The 17,241-nt window shown below is 67.1% G+C and carries 19 protein-coding genes and 1 tRNA gene; 5 read left to right on the top strand and 15 right to left on the bottom strand.

What is annotated here, in order from left to right:
• Positions 1 to 97 precede the first annotated feature (97 nt).
• Positions 98 to 490 carry a 50S ribosomal protein L7/L12 gene (gene rplL / locus OSB52_RS14465; RefSeq protein ID WP_235723462.1) on the bottom strand — a complete coding sequence of 131 codons (393 nt, stop codon included), beginning with the start codon at positions 488 to 490 and terminating at the stop codon, positions 98 to 100.
• An 85-nt stretch (positions 491 to 575) separates the two neighbouring features.
• The gene (gene rplJ / locus OSB52_RS14470) at positions 576 to 1,106 is read right to left on the bottom strand and encodes a 50S ribosomal protein L10 (protein WP_235723461.1); all 531 of its coding nucleotides are present in this window, start codon (positions 1,104 to 1,106) and stop codon (positions 576 to 578) included.
• A 295-nt stretch (positions 1,107 to 1,401) separates the two neighbouring features.
• Here rplJ and OSB52_RS14475 point away from each other — a divergent pair, with 295 nt between their 5' ends.
• On the top strand, positions 1,402 to 2,592 hold the full coding sequence (locus tag OSB52_RS14475) for a glycoside hydrolase family 76 protein (protein ID WP_372512436.1): 1,191 nt from the start codon (positions 1,402 to 1,404) through the stop codon (positions 2,590 to 2,592).
• Between the two features lie 173 nt (positions 2,593 to 2,765).
• Positions 2,766 to 4,784, top strand: a complete 2,019-nt coding sequence (locus tag OSB52_RS14480) for a CocE/NonD family hydrolase (protein WP_266062408.1) — start codon at positions 2,766 to 2,768, stop codon at positions 4,782 to 4,784.
• Between the two features lie 36 nt (positions 4,785 to 4,820).
• Here OSB52_RS14480 and OSB52_RS14485 read toward each other — a convergent pair whose 3' ends face one another.
• Positions 4,821 to 6,455: an ABC transporter permease gene (locus tag OSB52_RS14485; protein WP_266062410.1), complete on the bottom strand. Its 1,635-nt coding sequence runs from the start codon at positions 6,453 to 6,455 to the stop codon at positions 4,821 to 4,823.
• Positions 6,452 to 7,387, bottom strand: coding sequence for an ABC transporter ATP-binding protein (locus OSB52_RS14490; RefSeq protein WP_235723458.1), 936 nt, complete (start codon positions 7,385 to 7,387; stop codon positions 6,452 to 6,454). Before OSB52_RS14490 ends, OSB52_RS14485 begins: the two co-directional genes overlap by 4 nt.
• Before the next feature lie 72 nt (positions 7,388 to 7,459).
• Here OSB52_RS14490 and OSB52_RS14495 point away from each other — a divergent pair, with 72 nt between their 5' ends.
• Positions 7,460 to 8,083: a TetR/AcrR family transcriptional regulator gene (locus OSB52_RS14495; protein ID WP_235723457.1), complete on the top strand. Its 624-nt coding sequence runs from the start codon at positions 7,460 to 7,462 to the stop codon at positions 8,081 to 8,083.
• Here the strand turns inward: OSB52_RS14495 and OSB52_RS14500 are convergent.
• A complete protein-coding gene (locus OSB52_RS14500) occupies positions 8,047 to 8,487 on the bottom strand; it encodes a TIGR04338 family metallohydrolase (protein ID WP_235723589.1) in 441 nt (146 codons plus the stop codon). The genes OSB52_RS14495 and OSB52_RS14500 overlap by 37 nt on opposite strands.
• A gap of 179 nt (positions 8,488 to 8,666) precedes the next feature.
• Between OSB52_RS14500 and OSB52_RS14505 the strand changes: the two genes are divergently transcribed.
• Positions 8,667 to 9,617, top strand: coding sequence for a YhjD/YihY/BrkB family envelope integrity protein (locus tag OSB52_RS14505; RefSeq protein WP_235723456.1), 951 nt, complete (start codon positions 8,667 to 8,669; stop codon positions 9,615 to 9,617).
• A 5-nt stretch (positions 9,618 to 9,622) separates the two neighbouring features.
• Here OSB52_RS14505 and OSB52_RS14510 read toward each other — a convergent pair whose 3' ends face one another.
• From OSB52_RS14510 to OSB52_RS14555, 10 genes are all read right to left on the bottom strand, one after another.
• Complete coding sequence (locus tag OSB52_RS14510) at positions 9,623 to 10,450, bottom strand: DUF2786 domain-containing protein (RefSeq protein ID WP_266062414.1); 828 nt, start codon at positions 10,448 to 10,450, stop codon at positions 9,623 to 9,625.
• Between the two features lie 119 nt (positions 10,451 to 10,569).
• Positions 10,570 to 11,022 carry a VOC family protein gene (locus tag OSB52_RS14515; protein WP_235723454.1) on the bottom strand — a complete coding sequence of 151 codons (453 nt, stop codon included), beginning with the start codon at positions 11,020 to 11,022 and terminating at the stop codon, positions 10,570 to 10,572.
• Entirely contained in the window at positions 11,019 to 11,483 is a 465-nt protein-coding gene (locus tag OSB52_RS14520; RefSeq protein ID WP_266062415.1) for a helix-turn-helix domain-containing protein, read from the bottom strand. Before OSB52_RS14520 ends, OSB52_RS14515 begins: the two co-directional genes overlap by 4 nt.
• A 20-nt stretch (positions 11,484 to 11,503) precedes the next feature.
• Positions 11,504 to 11,779, bottom strand: a complete 276-nt coding sequence (locus tag OSB52_RS14525; RefSeq protein WP_235723452.1) for an excalibur calcium-binding domain-containing protein — start codon at positions 11,777 to 11,779, stop codon at positions 11,504 to 11,506.
• A gap of 113 nt (positions 11,780 to 11,892) precedes the next feature.
• Positions 11,893 to 12,846, bottom strand: a complete 954-nt coding sequence (locus tag OSB52_RS14530; protein ID WP_266062416.1) for an L-lactate dehydrogenase — start codon at positions 12,844 to 12,846, stop codon at positions 11,893 to 11,895.
• Between the two features lie 134 nt (positions 12,847 to 12,980).
• Positions 12,981 to 13,697 (bottom strand): 50S ribosomal protein L1, encoded by a 717-nt coding sequence (gene rplA, locus OSB52_RS14535; protein WP_235723450.1) that lies wholly within the window; start codon positions 13,695 to 13,697, stop codon positions 12,981 to 12,983.
• 207 nt (positions 13,698 to 13,904) lie between these two features.
• Positions 13,905 to 14,339, bottom strand: coding sequence for a 50S ribosomal protein L11 (gene rplK, locus OSB52_RS14540; RefSeq protein WP_235723449.1), 435 nt, complete (start codon positions 14,337 to 14,339; stop codon positions 13,905 to 13,907).
• A gap of 116 nt (positions 14,340 to 14,455) precedes the next feature.
• Positions 14,456 to 15,334 (bottom strand): transcription termination/antitermination protein NusG, encoded by an 879-nt coding sequence (gene nusG, locus OSB52_RS14545; protein WP_235723448.1) that lies wholly within the window; start codon positions 15,332 to 15,334, stop codon positions 14,456 to 14,458.
• Between the two features lie 66 nt (positions 15,335 to 15,400).
• The gene (gene secE, locus OSB52_RS25020) at positions 15,401 to 15,847 is read right to left on the bottom strand and encodes a preprotein translocase subunit SecE (protein WP_266062418.1); all 447 of its coding nucleotides are present in this window, start codon (positions 15,845 to 15,847) and stop codon (positions 15,401 to 15,403) included.
• A 38-nt stretch (positions 15,848 to 15,885) separates the two neighbouring features.
• A tRNA-Trp gene (locus OSB52_RS14555) sits at positions 15,886 to 15,958 on the bottom strand.
• 342 nt (positions 15,959 to 16,300) lie between these two features.
• Between OSB52_RS14555 and OSB52_RS14560 the strand changes: the two genes are divergently transcribed.
• Positions 16,301 to 17,221: a putative endonuclease domain-containing protein gene (locus OSB52_RS14560; RefSeq protein WP_266062419.1), complete on the top strand. Its 921-nt coding sequence runs from the start codon at positions 16,301 to 16,303 to the stop codon at positions 17,219 to 17,221.
• Positions 17,222 to 17,241 lie beyond the last annotated feature (20 nt).

Consider the following 17,241-nt stretch of genomic DNA (forward strand, 5'->3'; position numbering starts at 1 on the left):
GGGACAAAATGTCCCACGGGCCGCTGTATCCTCTCGATCTGTAGTACCAACCGGCGATTTTTGCGCGGTTGGTACTACGAGATCGGGCAGGGAGGTCTTACTTGACCGAAACCGAAGCACCGGCCTCTTCGAGCTTGGCCTTGGCAGCGTCGGCGGCTTCCTTGTCGACCTTCTCCAGGAGAGCCTTCGGAGCGCCCTCGACGAGGTCCTTGGCTTCCTTCAGGCCCAGGCCGGAGACGATCTCACGGACCACCTTGATGACCTGGATCTTCTTGTCGCCCGCGCCCTCGAGCACAACGTCGAACTCGTCCTGCTCGGCGGCAGCCTCAGCGGCACCACCGGCAGCCGGGGCACCGGCAGCGGCGACGGCGACCGGAGCCGCAGCGGTGACCTCGAAGACCTCTTCGAACTTCTTCACGAAATCGCTGAGCTCCAGCAGGGTCAGTTCCTTGAACTGATCGATGAGCTCGTCAGCGGTGAGCTTCGCCATGGTGGCGTCCTTCCTGTCAGTCCCCGTACGGGGGTTGGTTCATCCCCGTACGGATCGGGGATTGCTTGTGTGCAGCGGGGCCGAACTATTCGGTCTCGCCGGCTTCGTTCTTCTTCTCCTGCAGAGCAGCGGCAAGACGCGCCACCTGCGAGGCCGGCTGGTTGAACAGTCCGGCGGCCTTTGCCAAGTTGCCCTTCATGGCACCGGCGAGCTTGGCCAACAGCACCTCTCGGGTCTCCAGGTCGGCGATCTGTTCGATCTCGCCGATGGACAGCGCACGGCCGTCCATGTACCCGCCCTTGACCACGAGTGCTTTGTTGTCCTTGGCGAAGTTCTTGATCGCCTTTGCGGCCGTCACCGGCTCGCCTTCGATGAAGGCGATGGCGGTCGGACCGCTGAACAGCTCGTCGAGTCCCTCCACGCCCGCTTCGGCAGCGGCACGCTTCACGAGGGTGTTCTTGGCGACGGAGTAGGTTGCGCCCTCACCGAGCGAACGTCGCAGTTCGGTGATCTGGCTGACGGACAGACCACGGTATTCCGTGACCACCGCTGCCGATGAGCCCTTGAACTGCTCGGCGATCTCCGCAACAGCGGCGACCTTTTCGGACTTGGCCATACTTCGCCTCCTCTCTCATCACTAGAGTTGGGTTCAGACCCAACCGGAGCCGAAGAGGCGGGAAAGATTGTCGTGCAGATACGACAAACGCCCCGGCACGCAGAGGTCCGGGGCGTGAATCGGCGCACGTTGGCACCGTCATTCCTCGTTCTCCCTGCGTGGGCCGCCGACCCTGTCGCCACCACGGTGACGTGAGCCGGACCTTCGATCGGGAGTACCCGATGACCGACGGTCTCTGGTTGAACCGATACGGCACACGGTTGTGTGCCACACCAAGCGAGTAGGTTACCCGACTGTGGTCGATGCATCCAAATCCAACGGCGCAGGCAGGCCCCACGAGCCGACCGAGGCCACCGCGAATGGCCGGGCGGGCACCGCCGCCGAGGCAATCGGAGCCCGCCACCTGAAACGATTCGCGTGTCTTCCCGGCACCCGGCTGGCTGCGATCGCCTGGCCGTCGTCGATGTTCCCAGGTGCGCTGGGGCGATGGCATTACTGGTGGCAGGCGCACCTCGTCGACCTGCTCGTCGATGCGGCCATCCACCGCCCCACGGCCCTCGCCGACGACGCGCAACGCCTGCTGCGCGGCATCGTCGCGCGAAACTTCGGTCGATGGACCAACAACTACTTCGACGACATGGCCTGGCTCGGCCTCGCACTCGAGCGCGCGGATCGTCATCTGGGGGTGTCTCGCGACGCGGCCCTTCGCACCCTGACGTCGCGCGTGTACGACGCGTGGGTGCCACACCTCGGTGGCGGCATCCCGTGGCGCACGATGGACCTGTTCTTCAATGCCCCGGCCAACGGGCCGGCCGCCATCCTGCTGGCCCGTACGGGACATGTCGACCGGGCCGTCGAGATGGCCGACTGGATGGATGTCAACCTCGTCGACGACACCACCGGGCTGATCCTCGACGGCGTTCACCCCGCGCTGGCCGACAGCCCCCGCCGTCTGGTGCCCGACGTCTACACCTATTGCCAGGGCGTGGTGCTGGGTAGCGAACTGGAGCTGCTGCGCCGCACCGGCGACGCGGTGCATCGCGAGCGGCTCGACCGCCTGCTGCATGCCGTCGAGAACCACGTGTGCGACGACGGGGTAATCCCCGGCGCCGGCGGCGGGGACGGCGGACTGTTCGCCGGCATCCTCGCCCGCAATCTCGCGTTGATCGCCACCGATCTGCCGGATTCCGCCGACGGCGACGCAATCCGCTCGCGGGCCGCAGCGATCGTGACCACCAGCGCCGCGGCCGCCTGGACGCACCGCCACGACACCGATCAGGGCCCGGTATTCGGCCCCGACTGGCGTCAGCAGGCCCACCCGCCACGCGATGAGGGACGAAAATCGCAGTTCAGCGCCGGATCGGTACGGTCGTCGCAGATTCCGGAACGTGACCTGTCGGTGCAGCTGTCGGGCTGGATGGTCCTCGAGGCGGCGGCAGCGGTGACACTCAACGCATCCGAGCATGATGAAACCGACGCACCCTAGTTAGCGATCCGATATCAGCGCTGAGCTATTCTCGTCCGGCGAGGTGACGAACGCCACACCAGTGGTGTGGGTCTCACCTCGTCGTTCGGCACACAGCAGGTGTCGACGACGAGCAGGCGATGATGCCCGCGGGACATCGGGGGTGCATCACGCCGGAGGCAGGGTGATGCACCATGACGTACCGGTTGGACCAGCCAGAACAGACCGTACAACCGGCGCGGCCCCGGACCGGGCGGCTCGGGGCACCGCATTTCGGTTCCCTTCCGCTCGGCGATCCCACGGGTGGCGCCGACGCCATCCGGTGGCGTGAGCAGGTTGACGGGAAGCCTCTCTATCCGCGGGTGTCCATCCGGCGCGACGTCGTGCTCACCATGTCCGACGGAGTCCGGCTGCGGGCAACCGTCGTGCGTCCGGCCAACCGCTTCGGTCAGACCGTGCTGACCCCGTATCCGGCTGTCATCAACATCAACCCCTACAACCGGCTGGCCGTCGACGCCCTCGACCACACGCTGCACGCCCCGCTGCTCGGCAAGGCGCTGCGCACCGCGTCGGCCTCCATCGACGCCGGCGGGACTGGCCTGGAAGGGCTGACCACCCTCACCAAGACGCTGTCCGGCGGCGTCTTCGACGTCTTCGGCATCAACCGCAACCTGGTGCGTAGCGGCTACGTCCAGGTCATCGTCGACGTCCGTGGCACCGGCGCCAGCCAGGGCAAGTGGCAGATCCTGGGTGAGCGCGAACAACAGGATTCGGTGGAGATCATCGACTGGACATCTGAGCAGGACTGGTGCGACGGCACCGTCGGCCTCGCCGGATGGTCGTACTCGGCGATCAACTCGTTGCAGGCCGCCGACAAACGCCCCGCCGCGTTGAAGGCCGTCTTCGCCGTGGAGGGCTGCGACGACATCGTCCGCGACATCTACATCACCGGCGGCATGCCGTCGGCGTTCATCCCGACCTGGTTGTCGGCGGTGAACCTGCTCAAATGGGTGCCCAATCCATCGAGTCCCATCCGCGACCTCCTGCGCGGCGACACCGCGCGATGGGCGCGCGACCGCATCAAGTCACCGGCCACCGAGATCGGATCGCTACTGTGGGGATTCCTCACCGCCCGCGACGACCGCATCTTCGACGATCCCTACTTCGACGAACGCGATCCGCAGGTCGACCGCATCGAGGTGCCCACCTTCACCGTCGGCGCCTGGCACGACCTGTTCGGACGCAGCGCAACCGGGATCTATGAACGGCTACAGATGGAGCCGGGCCGCAAGCAGATGCTGGTCGGCGACGGCTACCACCTCGACGTCGGATCGGGCTATGGCGGCAAGAGCTCGCCACCACGGCTCGACGTCCTCGAACGCGCCTGGTTCGACCGGTGGCTGAAGGGACACCGCAACGGGGTCGAGTACTACGGCCCGGTGACCATGCTGCAGCAGGGCGGTTCGTGGACCTCCGGGCACAGTTTCCCGCGGGCCGGGGTGCGCACGCAGCGTCTCTACCTGCACAACAGTCCGTCGGGCTCGGCCGAGCATGCAGTGCACGACGGCACGCTGAGCCACGAACCCGTCGACCATCTCACGTCGCTGCACGTGCGCGCCGACATCCGTGGCGCGATGTCGCGGGACATGACCCAGGTGACCGCGGGCGCGGCGATGGCGTTGGGACCGACGTTCACCGTCGATGCCCGGTATCAGGAACGCGGCGGGCTCTCGTTCAGCACCGAGCCGGTCGCCGAACCCACCACTATCAGCGGACCGATGAACCTGCGGCTCAACGTGGCCACCACCGCCCACGAGGCGATCTGGGCGGTGACGGTGAACGACGTCGCCCCCGACGGGACATCGACGGTGCTGACCAACGGCGCTTTGTCGGCGTCGAATCGGGCGCTCGACGAATCGAAGTCGACCTACGCCGCCGACGGTAGCCTGCTGTCGGCGCATCACTACCTGTCGTACAAGCGCAAGCTGCCGGTTCCTGCCGACGAACCGGTGCGCATCGATGTCGACCTGGTGCCGACCGACGCCATCCTCGACACCGGCCACCGGCTGCGGGTCGATGTGTACGCGGCCAGCTTCCCCCGGTATCTCACCGTGGTGCCCGACCTGATCAAGGCCCGTGGCCGCCGCCAGCGCCTCGTCCTCGATCCGCGCCACCCGAGCTACCTGACGTTCTGCGCGGGCGGGCAGTTGTAACAACCCGGGTTCACCGACGTCCCGGCGGGCGGCGTGTCACGGATGTGGCACGTCGCGCCGTCGGAAACCGATCACCCCAGCGGCCAGCAGAGCCACGGTGAGCACCGTGAGCACCACGACGGCGGTACCCGACGCATCGGCGGCCGGTACCGCCCCCACCGCGTAGAGCGGCGAGATCCGCAGGAGCCACTCCGGCCAGTCGAGACTGCCGCCGAGAAACCCGATGAAGGTGGCGTACCCGAGCAGCCCCCACACGGCCGGTTGCGCCCGTGGCAGCCAGCCGAACAGTGCCACCGACACCGCGGCGAAGACGGCCACCGCCGGCAGATAGGCGAGCCCGGCCAGCAGGTTGTGGCCGATCTCGCCCGCATCGTCGACCTGCACCGCGACCGCCGCACCGAGCCCCACGCTCGGCACCAGCAGCACCAGCACCAGCCCGACCAGGATCACCGCCAGCTGTGTGCCGATCCACTGCACCCGCGACACCGCCTGGGCCAGCACGACTTCCAACAGCCCGGTGCGCTCGTCGCCGCGCAGGCGACCGATTGCGGTGATCACGTATCCGGCGGCCATCAGCGCGAGGATGAGCATCGTCAACGAGAGGTAGGTGTCGATGCCGTGCGAGTCGTCGTCGGCACCGAAGGCCTGTGCGATCTGCGGATTGCCGGCCACCGCGTCGGCGACTTGCTGGGCCAGACTGCCGAAGATCACCGCCACGGCCAGACCCCCGATGGTCCAGCCGATGATCGCTCCGCGGTGCTCTCCGATCGCCCGCAACGGGATCGACCGCTTGTGCTCGGTGGCCCGCACCGGACCGGGACGCGCGGCCACCAGACCGGAACCGAGGTCCCGGGTGGCCGAGCTCCGCACGCCGAACGCGATCAGCACCGCGGCGACCGCCGCGGCCAGCAGCAACGGCCACCATCGCATGTCGTCGGCGAAGGGCCGGGTCTCCTGCTGCCAGGCCAACGGCGACAACCACTTCCACGCGTTGTCGCCGACGTCGCCGATGGCACGGGCCGCATATGCCAGTCCCAACAGGATCAGACTGACGGTGTAGACGCGACGCGCGCGGCGTAACCATTGCGCCGCACACAGTGCGAGCCCGGTCCAGACTGCGCCGAGCCCGAACAGTGACAGCACGTAGAGCAGCCCGCGTTCGGCGGGCACCCCTTCGGCGAGCAGGGTGACGAACATACCGGCCGCCACCAACCCGAAAGCGACGATCGACCCGATGACGGCCGCCACATGCGGTGCCCACGAGGCGACCGATCGGGACCGCATCAGTTCGAGCAGGCCGGACTCCTCCGGGGCGCGGGTGAACCGCACCACGAGGTGCGTCGCCATCAGCGGGAAGGCGATCGCGGCGATGAACGCGAACTCGTTGGCGGCCACACCGCCTAGCGTGTCGGCGCCGTACGGGGTCCCGTTGATGGCTGCGATGGCGGCATCGTCACCGACCGCGGCACCGTAGGTGGCCAGCAGTTCGGGGGTGCCGTAGAGCCCGTCGATCGCGACGATCGTGGCGGCATATCCCGCGATCAGGCCGGCGACCCACGCGAGATACACCTTCCATCCGGTGCGCGCCTGCAGCCGCAGCATCGCCCCGACGCCGCCGCCCGGGACTCGTGGGGTGGGGGCGTGCGGGCGCGTGTCGAGTGTGGCGGTCATGACGGTGCGTCTGCGGTGTCGCCGGTGGCGCTGTAAGAGCTCAGGAACAGTTCGTCGAGGCTGGGTGGGCGCACCGTGATCGAGGTGACGCCCGCAGCCAGCACCGCATCGAGCGCGGACTCCAGCGAGGCGCTGCCGACGTCGAAGCGAACGTCGATGCCGGCGTCCGCTTGATGACCGCCGGACTCGGTGACCTGCAAGTGCACCACGTCGTCGAGGGTGCCCAGGCCGTCGGGGCGACGCCGCGTCCGCGCCTGCACGTGCGTGCGCGATCCGCGCCGCAGTTCGTCGAGACCCCCCGAGCGCACCGTCTTTCCGTCGCGGATGATGGTGACCTCGTCGCTCAGGGCCTCCACCTCGGCGAGGATGTGGCTCGACAGCAGCACCGTTGCGCCCGCGGTGACCCGCTCACGAACGGCCTCCTGGAACACCTCTTCCATCAGCGGATCCAGACCCGAGGTCGGTTCATCGAAGATGAGGAACTCCGCATCCGACGCGAGCGCGGCGATGAGCGCGACCTTCTGCCGGTTGCCCTTGGAGTATTCGTCGACCTTCTTGCTCTGGTCGAGAGAGAAGCGCTCGACGAAGTCCGCTCGACGGCGTTCGTCCAGACCCGCGCCGCCGGCGGCCAGGATGTCGATGCATTCGCCACCGGTCAGATCCGGCCACAGCGCGACGTCACCGGGGACATAGGCCATCCGGCGGTGCAGCCGCACCGCATCCGACCACGGGTCGGCACCGAACAGCCGCACCCGGCCCGTGTCGGCGCGGATCAGCCCGAGCACGGTCCGGATGGTGGTCGACTTGCCGGCCCCGTTGGGACCGAGAAAGCCGTGCACACGGCCCGGCTGCACGGCCAGATCCAGGCCATCGAGCGCACGCGCGCGCCCGAACGACTTGGTCAACCCCTCGACATCGACGACCAGATCCATCTCCGACCTCCAATTGGCAGTGCCCGCCACTTGGCAGTGACTGTACGGTAGGTGGCAGACAGAAGGAACCCGATGGACCGATCCCCTCAGCACGATCTGCGCTCCCGCAACCGCGTCCGCGCCATGGCGCACATCCAGCGAGTCGCGCTGGACCTGTTCGACGAACGTGGCTACGGCTCGGTCACGATGACCGAGATCGCGCAGGCGGCCGAGGTCGGCGAACGGTCGGTCTACCGGTACTTCGGTAGCAAACAGGGCGTGGTGCTCTACGACGAGATGGATGAGGTGGCGATCGCCGCCTTCGGCGAGCTCGTGCGGTCCCGGCCGGTGCTCGACGCGATCCGGTTGGCGCTGCGCGAGGCCGACGTCGCGGTCGACGACGCGGCGATGCACCTGGCGGTCCGCAAGCTACGCATCATCGACTCCGACCGTGAGCTACGCGCCGCGCTGGCCGAGCTGGTCGCCTCGATCGGCACCGCCCTAGGGGATGCGATCGCGGCCGCCGGCACCGCACCGCTGACCGCCCGCATCCAGGGGCGTTGCGTGGCCGACGCGCTCACCGTCGGCATCGAGCAGTGGTTCCGCGAGGGTGCCGACGGCTCGCTGTGGACCCAGCTCGAGCGCGCCGTCGACGTGCTCGACGCCGGCTTCGGCGAGCGTCACAGCACGTCGCTGTCGGAGAGCACAACGCGATAGACGAGCCCGGCCTCGGGCCCCAGCACGAGTCCGACGAGATCGGTCAGCGTGATCGCGAAACTCCGGCCGTGTGCCGGGGTGGCCGGGTCGTCGAGGTGATGGGCGATCTCGTGCAGGACGACGAGTTCGCGCAACGCCCAGCGTCCCCCGGTCGCCGACGGGATCGCGATCTGGGGCACCTGCCCCGACATCGACTCGTAGTGCGCGGAGCGGTGCCCGCGCCGTTCGCGGACCGTGACCGGTTGGCTCGCCCGATCGAACCGCTCCCGCACCCCGGGCAGGTCGAGGACCCGGATCACGTGGTCGCGCACCGACTCCACCGAGGCGAATCGGGCCTCGGCCGGCAGGGTGAGTTCAGTGCCCGCCAGCTGCACGGTGCGGTTCGATCCCGCCCGGTCGAACATGCCGAGCACGAGCCGCTCCGCGGCGTAGAAACGCGCCCGACCGACGTCGCGGGGGGTGTGCCCCGACTGGCCGGTCACCGCGTCTCCGGTCGGCCCACCGGTCGCCAGCGGCCCCGACGAACTACCATCTGACCGGCGGACCCGATGTCACCCGGCCGCGCGGAACGGAGGTGTGGGCGGTGAGCTCTCCATCGCTGGGCACCCGGGTCCGGGCGCGCACGGCCACCGTCACCGAACGCGCACTCGCCGTCCCCGGCGCAGGCCTGGTGCTGCGGGTTCTGCGCGACCTCGCAGTCAACGACATCACCGACCGCGCGATGACGCTGGCCGCGCAGGCCTTCACCGCGGTGTTGCCGATGGTGATCCTGCTGGCGGCCTTCCCTGACAACGATCTCGTCACCGACGCCCTCGGCGACCTGGGCATCAACACCGATCAGGTCGATGTCGCCGATACGACGGCACCCGACTCGGTGACCGCCTTCGGTTTGCTGGGTGCGTTGATGGTGATCGGTGGCGCGACATCGCTGTCGCGGGCCATGGGCCGGATGTACACGTCGATCTGGCAGGTCACCAAACTGCCGTTGTCCGGCTGGTGGCGCTGGGTGGTGGTGATCCTCCTGCTTCCCGTCGGGGTTGTCGCCCAGGGCTTTTCGGCGAACCTGCACGGCATCAACTTCACCGGGATCACGTTCGGGGCCTACGGTGTCGTCGGCGTGATCCTCGAGGTGGCCGCCACGTTCGTGATCTGGTCGCTCATGTTCACCTTGCTGCCCCGGCTGTTGGTGTCCGGTCAGGTGCCCATGCGTCTGCTCGCCCTCAACGGAGTGGTGACCGGCGCATTCATCACCGTCTTCCTGGTGGGCACCCGCATCGCGCTGCCGACCATCATGAGCGAGACCACCCAGCATTTCGGCACCCTCGGACTGGTGTTCGCCGCGATCAGCTGGCTGTTCTTCTTCGCCGGCATCGTGGTGGTCTGCACCATCGTGACGCACTCGCTGACCTGCGACCAGGGCCCCGTCGGCGCGTGGATTCGTCGCCACTTCGGCGCGCCCCGACCGTACCCACCGCGCCCGGAGGCCCTCGACGACCTGATCGAGGCACAGCCCGGCCCGGCGTCGGACGACTGAGCCACTCACTCCAACGCGCCCCGCGTTCCACCGAATTCGCGGTCGGCGCCGATCCTGGCCCGCCGACCCGCCCGATCTCCCGCTCTACGCGCGGCCTCCGAATAGCCCGCCGAGGCGCTCGACGGTTGCCACGTGCCGCGCGCCTTGGACTCGCTGCGATAGAAATCGGAGACCTCGATCTCCTTGTCCCGCAAAGCCACCGCGGTGGACGACGGCCGGGTCGCCTCGTCGGGATCGGCACTCAGCGCGTCGGCGCGCGCCTGCTCCCGGGCCTCGTTGAGCCGCTTGCCGATCCGTTCGGCGAAAGCGGACTGGAAGTTCAGACGCGCGGTGATCGGTGACAGTGGCTTGGTTTCTATCACCTTGCGGCTGCGCCACCCACTGCCACGGGTGACCACTCGGGAGAATTCCTCCCCCTTGTAAGCACCCGACCGGAGGTAGGCGTCGCTGGCCGCCACCATCTGCACCACCAGCGACGTGTAGAGGGTTTCGCAGGTGTCGATGTCGTCGGCGAATCCGTAGGCGAGTACGAACGTCGAATTGCCCGCGACGTCGACAGTGACGTCGTTGGCGCGTGCGATCGCCACGAACAGCTGGACATAGGTCCGCAAACCACGCTTGCCCTTCTCCCCGATCGCGATCTGCCGGGAGACCGGAACGGTCGACTTGCGCCCCGCCGGGTCGTGCGACCGGGCCACGGCGAGGTCGATCGACGCCGCGGTCGCCAACCGTTGCGCCGCCTGCATGAAGGTCTCGGCCTCATGCGGGTTGTCGGTGCCCTCGGCCTGCCGGAGCAGGGCCGCGATCTTGGTGAGCAGCTTGTCGTCGCGCATATATATGAGACTATCCAGCGCCTCATTCGGTTCCACTTTTTTGTTCGTCCCCCCGAAATCCGCAGCTCCCCCGGAACTTGCGCAGAGTGGCGGGATCACCTGCCCGGCCTGCTGGACCGTCACGGCGCCCAGCGGGCGATGTCCTCGTCGGTGATGGGTCGCTCCTGCGCGGGAGGCTGCGTCATCCGGAGCTGGTTTCCGAACGGGTCGCGGAACGCGCAGTCGATGCCGTAGGGCTGGTCCATGGGTTCCTGGGTGAACTCGACGCCCTTGGCCGCGAGGTCGGCGTAGGTACCGCGGCAGTCGTCGGTGGACAGGATGGTCACCGGCATCGCACCCAGCGCCACCAGTTCGCGCACCCTGGCCGCGGCCTGTTCCGACAACGCAGGCGGACTCGGCTTCTCCAGTAGGATCAACCGGTCCGGCTGTGCGGGCAGGGCGACGGTCAGCCATCGCATGAAACCCATGTCGACGTCGGTGTCGACGGTAAATCCCAGCGTGCCGACGTAGAAGTCGAGGGCGGCGTCCTGATCGAGGACATAGACGGAATGGATGCTGATGCCGTTGATCATGGCGGTGACACTACGGACGAGGTCGGCGCCGACGCTTCTCCGAAACTGCTCAACGCAGCCGGTCTCGTCCAGGCGCGCACAAAGCAGGCCGGCACCTGCGCCGACGTCACGCCCGCAACTCCGGACCACGCCGACCGGTAGACGCTCGGGCTGCGCCCGATGATCGAGGCGAAGGTCCGACTGAAGGTGCCGAGACTGTCGTAACCGACCGCCAACCCGACGTCGGTGACCGACAGCGATCCCTCCCGAAGGAGGGCACACGCCCGCTCGATCCGACGGCGCTGCAGATACCGGTGCGGCGTCTCGCCGAACACAGTTCGGAACCGTCGGCTGAAATGTGCCGGTGACATCACCGCGATCCGGGCCAGCGTCGGCACGTCGAGCGGCTCGGCGTAGTGACGGTCGATGGCGTCACGGGCCCGCAGCAGTCGACGATTCTCGTCTTCGCACGGGGTGAACACCGCTCAATTCTGCACGCGAGTCAGTGTTGCTCGCAGGCGATGCCGTCCTTGTCGCGATCGCGCCCGGACTTGTTCGCGTCGTATACCGCTTGATCAATGGCGAAGTCGGTGACCGGCGTACCCGACGTGTGATCGACCGCACCCGGCTGGCCGACACCGTGCGGATAGTCGACGTTGAGTTCGTCGCAATTGCTGTAGACGGTGACCGCCTGTGCGGGCGCCGCAACCGCCAGCGGCGCGACCGCCATCGCCGCAGCACCGAGCATCCCCGCCACCGTTCTCCGCGAACACCGCATGACCAGACCTCATCTCACCGTCGTCGTCGAACGGCTCGAGGATAGTCACCGCGGTGACCTGATCTCGGCCAATCCGTGCGCGGTTACTCCGAACGGCGTACAGGCGATCGCCGTCAGAGGCCGAACTTCGCCTGCATCCCCCGCAAGGTCTCGGCCGATGCCATCAGCCCCGCACGTTCCTCGTCGGACAGCGGCATCTCGAGGCGTGTCTGCGCCCCGCCGCGATCGACGATGGTCGGTAGCGACAGACACACATCGTCGAGCCCTTCATAACCTTGCGCCACCGTCGACACCGGCAATACCCGGTGCTCGTTGTTCAGCACTGCCTCGACGATGCGGGTCGCCGCGAGTCCGATGGCGTAGTTGGTGGCGCCCTTGCCCTCGATGATCTTGTAGGCGGCGTGCACCACCTCGTGCTGGATGCGCTCGCGGGCCGCCGCGTCGATCGGTTCCCCGCCCGATAGCGGCTTCCAATGCGTCAGCGGCACACCGCCGATGGTGGCCGAACTCCACAGCGGAATCTCGGTGTCCCCGTGCTCGCCGACGATGTAGGCGTGCACATTCTGCACGGCGACGTCGCAGTGCTGCGCGATGAGGAAGCGCAATCGCGACGAGTCGAGCACCGTGCCGGACCCGAACACCTGGTTGTTCGGTAGGCCGCTGAACTTCAACGCCGCATAGGTGACGATGTCGACCGGGTTGGTGACCATGATGTAGACCGCATTCGGCGCCACCTCGAGCACCCCGGGCATGATCTTCTTGGTCAGCCCGATGGTCGCCTCGGCCAGTTCGAGCCGCGACTGCCCAGGCTTCTGCTTCGCGCCCGCGGTGAAGACGACGACGTCGGCGTCGGCGCACACCGACACGTCGTCGTCGCCGATGATGTCTGCGCGCGGGATGAACTCGAGGCCGTGTGACATGTCGAGCACCTCGGCGGTCACCTTGGAGGTGTTGATGTCCATAAGCGCCACCGTCCGCGCGACGCCGCGGATCAATGACGCATAGGCGACAGCGGTACCGACCGCCCCCGCTCCGATGATCGCCAGCTTTGTCGGTCGTACGTCCATCAAGTCACCGCCTGGTCTCGTGGGTCGTCCTCCCCGCGATTATTCACGCCCCGCCCCCGATCTGCACCGGAGACGACCCAGACAGCACGAAACCCCCGACGAACAGTCGGGGGTTTCGTGGTGACGTCGTGGCGTCAGGCCTGCGGCGCCTCGGTGAAGTTACGCGTCACCGCCGGGTCGACCGGGATGCCCGGGCCGGTGTTGGTGGAGACGGTGATCTTCTTGATGTAGCGGCCCTTCGCAGCCGACGGCTTCGCGCGCATGATCTCGTCGAACGCTGCGCCGTAGTTCTCCGCCAGCTTCTCGGTGTCGAACGACGCCTTGCCGATGACGAAGTGCAGGTTCGACGCCTTGTCGACGCGGAAGGTGATCTTGCCGCCCTTGATGTCGTTGACGGCCTTCGTGACGTCGGTGGTCACGGTGCCCGTCTTCGGGTTCGGCATGAGGCCACGCGGTCCGAGGACACGTGCGATGCGGCCGACCTTGGCCATCTGGTCCGGGGTGGCGATCGCGGCGTCGAACTCCAGCCAGCCGCCCTGGATCTTCTCGATCAGGTCCTCGGCGCCCACCTCGTCGGCGCCCGCGGCGGTGGCCTCGGCGGCCTTGTCGCCGGCGGCGAACACGATCACGCGGGCGGTCTTACCGGTGCCGTTGGGCAGGTTGACGGTGCCGCGGACCATCTGGTCGGCCTTGCGCGGGTCGACGCCCAGGCGCATGGCGACCTCGACGGTCGCATCGGTGTTCTTCGACGACGTGTCCTTGGCAAGCTGTGCAGCTTCCAGCGGGCTGTACAGCTTGTCGCGATCGACCTGTTCCGCGGCGGCGCGGTAGGCCTTGCTCTTCTGTGCCATTGCTCTGTTCTTTCTCCGTGAATTGATTCGGGTTGGTGGTTAGTGGGCCGAGCCGGCCCTCCCACGCGGTGTTCTTCTCTGCTGACCGAGTAGAGCGAATCCCTGCCGATCGAGTATCGAGAATCCCTGCCGATCGAGTATCGAGAATCCCTGCTGATCGAGTAGCTGCGAGCCGCTAGGCGAGCAGCGTATCGAGATCCAGCGAGATCAGCCGTCGACCGTGATGCCCATCGACCGAGCAGTACCGGCGATGATCTTCGCGGCCTGGTCGATGTCAGTGGCGTTGAGGTCTTCCTGCTTGGTCTTGGCGATCTCGCGGATCTGATCCATCGAGACCTTGCCGACCTTCTTGGTGTGCGGCTCGCCCGAGCCCTTCTGCAGACCGGCGGCCTTGAGCAGCAGCTTGGCGGCCGGCGGGGTCTTCAGCTTGAAGTCGAACGAACGGTCTTCGTAGACCGAGATCTCGACCGGGATGACGTTGCCACGCTGCGACTCGGTCGCCGCGTTGTACGCCTTGCAGAACTCCATGATGTTCACGCCGTGCTGACCGAGCGCCGGACCCACGGGCGGAGCCGGGTTGGCCGCACCTGCCTGGATCTGGAGCTTGATGATGCCGGCGAGCTTCTTCTTCTTGGGAGGCATCCTTGTTCCTTGTTTGTTCCTTGCATATCCACGCCCGCTGGAGACGTGGAAGTCTTTCGTTCGGCCCTTCGTGACGCCCGCTCGTTCCTCGCGGGCTCCTCAGGGACCGAACCGAGCTAAATCTTCTCGACCTGGTTGAAGCCGAGCTCCACCGGTGTCTCGCGACCGAAGATCGACACGAGCACCTTGACCTTGCGCTGTTCGGCGTTGACCTCGCTGATCGACGCGGGCAGCGTCGCGAACGGGCCGTCCATGACGGTGACCGACTCGCCGACCTCGAAGTCGACCTCGACGACCGCGGTCGCCGCAGCGGCAGCAGCCTCGACGCCCTCCGCTGCCGCGCCCTTCTGCGCGGCCGGCTTCTTGGCCTCGACGCGCGGCATCAGGAACTGCAGCACCTCGTTGAGCGACAACGGCGACGGCTTGGAGGTCATTCCCACGAATCCGGTCACACCGGGGGTGTTGCGTACCGCGCCCCACGACTCGTCGTTGAGGTCCATGCGCACCAGGATGTAGCCGGGCAGCACCTTGCGGTTGACCTTCTTGGGCTGGCCGTTCTTGATCTCGGTGACCTCTTCGGTCGGCACCTCGACCTGGAAGATGTAGTCACCCACGTCGAGGTTCTGCACGCGGGTCTCGAGGTTGGCCTTCACCTTGTTCTCGTAGCCGGCGTAGCTGTGGATGACGTACCAGTCGCCGGGCGCGCGACGCAGCTGCTTGCGCAGTTCCTCGACCGGGTCGGCTTCTTCGGCGGGGGCCTCTTCGGCTGCGACCTCGTCGGCCACCTCGGCTTCGTCGGCGACGGCGTCCTCGACTGCCTCGGCCTCTTCCACGGCGACCTCGCCGCCGTCGACAGCTGCCTCATCGTCTGCGGCAGCCTCGACCTGAGCCTCGACACCCGGGTCGTTGGTCTCGTCGACAGCATCGACCGCCGACGCATCGACGGCGTCGGCCGACTCAGTGGTCGATTCGATCTCGTTCTCCGGGGTGCTCACTGCAGCCCACGCTCCTCTTTCGTTTCCGGTCGTCCAGGCTCGGCCGCGGTCCACTCGCGTGGATCGTCAGCCGAAGAGCCAGAGGACTCCCCTGGCGAAGACCAGGTCGAGACCGGAGATGAATGCGGTCATGATGATCACGAAAACCAGCACGACGATCGTGTAGGTGATCATCTCCCGGCGGGTGGGCCAGATGACCTTCTTCAGTTCGGCGACGACCTGCTGCAGAAAGACCCAGATCCGAACGAACGGGTTGCGGCTCTGGCCTGCATCGGCCTTCTTCTTGCGTTCTTTGACCGCGACCGCGGAACCGCTGCCGGTCTCCGCGTCGCTGCCGGTGCTGGAGGCACTCGTCGACGAACGACGGCGCGACGAGCGCTTGCCCGAAGGACGGAGTTCACTCGACTCCGCGCCGGTCTCCTCGACGTCCTCGCGACCTTCGAGCCCCTCTACCGATTCGGCAGCGGTGTCGTCCGCACCTTTGGCGCGGGCAGCTCGATCTCGCTTGCTCACCTTCGAGGTCCTCTCGTCAACGTGTGCCCTCACCAGGGCAGGGGCGACAGGACTTGAACCTGCAACCTGCGGTTTTGGAGACCGCTGCTCTGCCAGTTGAGCTACGCCCCTTTGCGACTGTGCCGCGGCTCTCGCCACGTTACAGCTGCCATCTGACCCGACCCTGAGAGGAAAGCTCCTCACACAACCAACGCGCCACCCTATGGGCAGCGCGCAAGTCTCAAGTCAAACCAGACACCTCAGTGTAGATCACGTGCGCCCTGGAACCCAAAACGGGTCCGAACGCCCCCCGCGCCGATGCCGCGTGTCCGCGAGCATCACCGCTGGGCCTCACCGACCGGATAATCCAGTCGAGCGAGCTCAGTGGTGATCCCGGCGGACACTCCACAGGCCATCGGAGATCTGTGGACACCGAAATCGAAGCTCGTCCGATCCGCACCACAATCTACCGGCATGCACGATTTCGGCGTTTACACCCGGCGGGAACTACGCAGCAGGAATGTCACCGATTCCGATCTGCGACGCGACGTCCGTCGCGAGATCTACACCCCTGAGGGCAACGGTTGGTACTCCATCCCATCGGCCGATCCCACCGCGCTGGCGGCGGTCCGCAAGCACGGCGCACTGAGCTGCGTGACCGCCCTCGAACACTATGGGGTCTGGCTCCCGCCGCAGGTCGACAAGGTTCATCTGCGCGGGAACTCGCAGGCCAACCGCGATCACCCGGGACGCTATTGCCGCCACTTCGGCCGCCCATTGCCGGTGACCACCATCCTCGACGACCCGCACACCGCGCTGCGCCATGCCTTACGTTGCCTCGATCCGGAGGGCATCACCGTGGTGTGCGATTCGCTGCTCAACATGTCACTGCGGATGCGCAGCGGGCTGCTCGCAGCCGAGGTCCTGACGCCCGGCGAGGTGGAATCCGCATTCGACGGCGCGCCGGAGCACATCGTGGCGTGCTTCAACAGGTGCGACGAGCGCGCAGCGTCGGGCACCGAGACGATGGGCAGGGTGCGGCTGCGCGGCCTCGGCCTGAAGGTTGAGGTGCAGGCGTACGTCCCCGGACTCGGACACGTGGACCTCAAGGTGGGCGATCGGCTACTGATCGAGATCGACAGCTTGGCCCATCACACCGGGGTCCACAACTACGACGAGGATCATCGGCGCGATCAGGTCGCCACCAGCCTGGGATTGCTTCGGATGCCCCTGACGTACAAGAACGTCGTCTACGAGTGGCCGACAACCGTGGAGAAAGTGCTCGATGCGGTCCGCGGCGGCCACCACCTGTCCCCGCGCCACCGAAAGATGTCCGCCGACATCACCGCACAGCGGTGCGAGCTGGATAATCCGCGCGAGTGCCCTGAGTCGTGATGTCCGCGGACACGTTCGGG

It is taken from the genome of Gordonia aquimaris, assembly GCF_026262595.1.
Lineage (GTDB): Bacteria > Actinomycetota > Actinomycetes > Mycobacteriales > Mycobacteriaceae > Gordonia > Gordonia tangerina.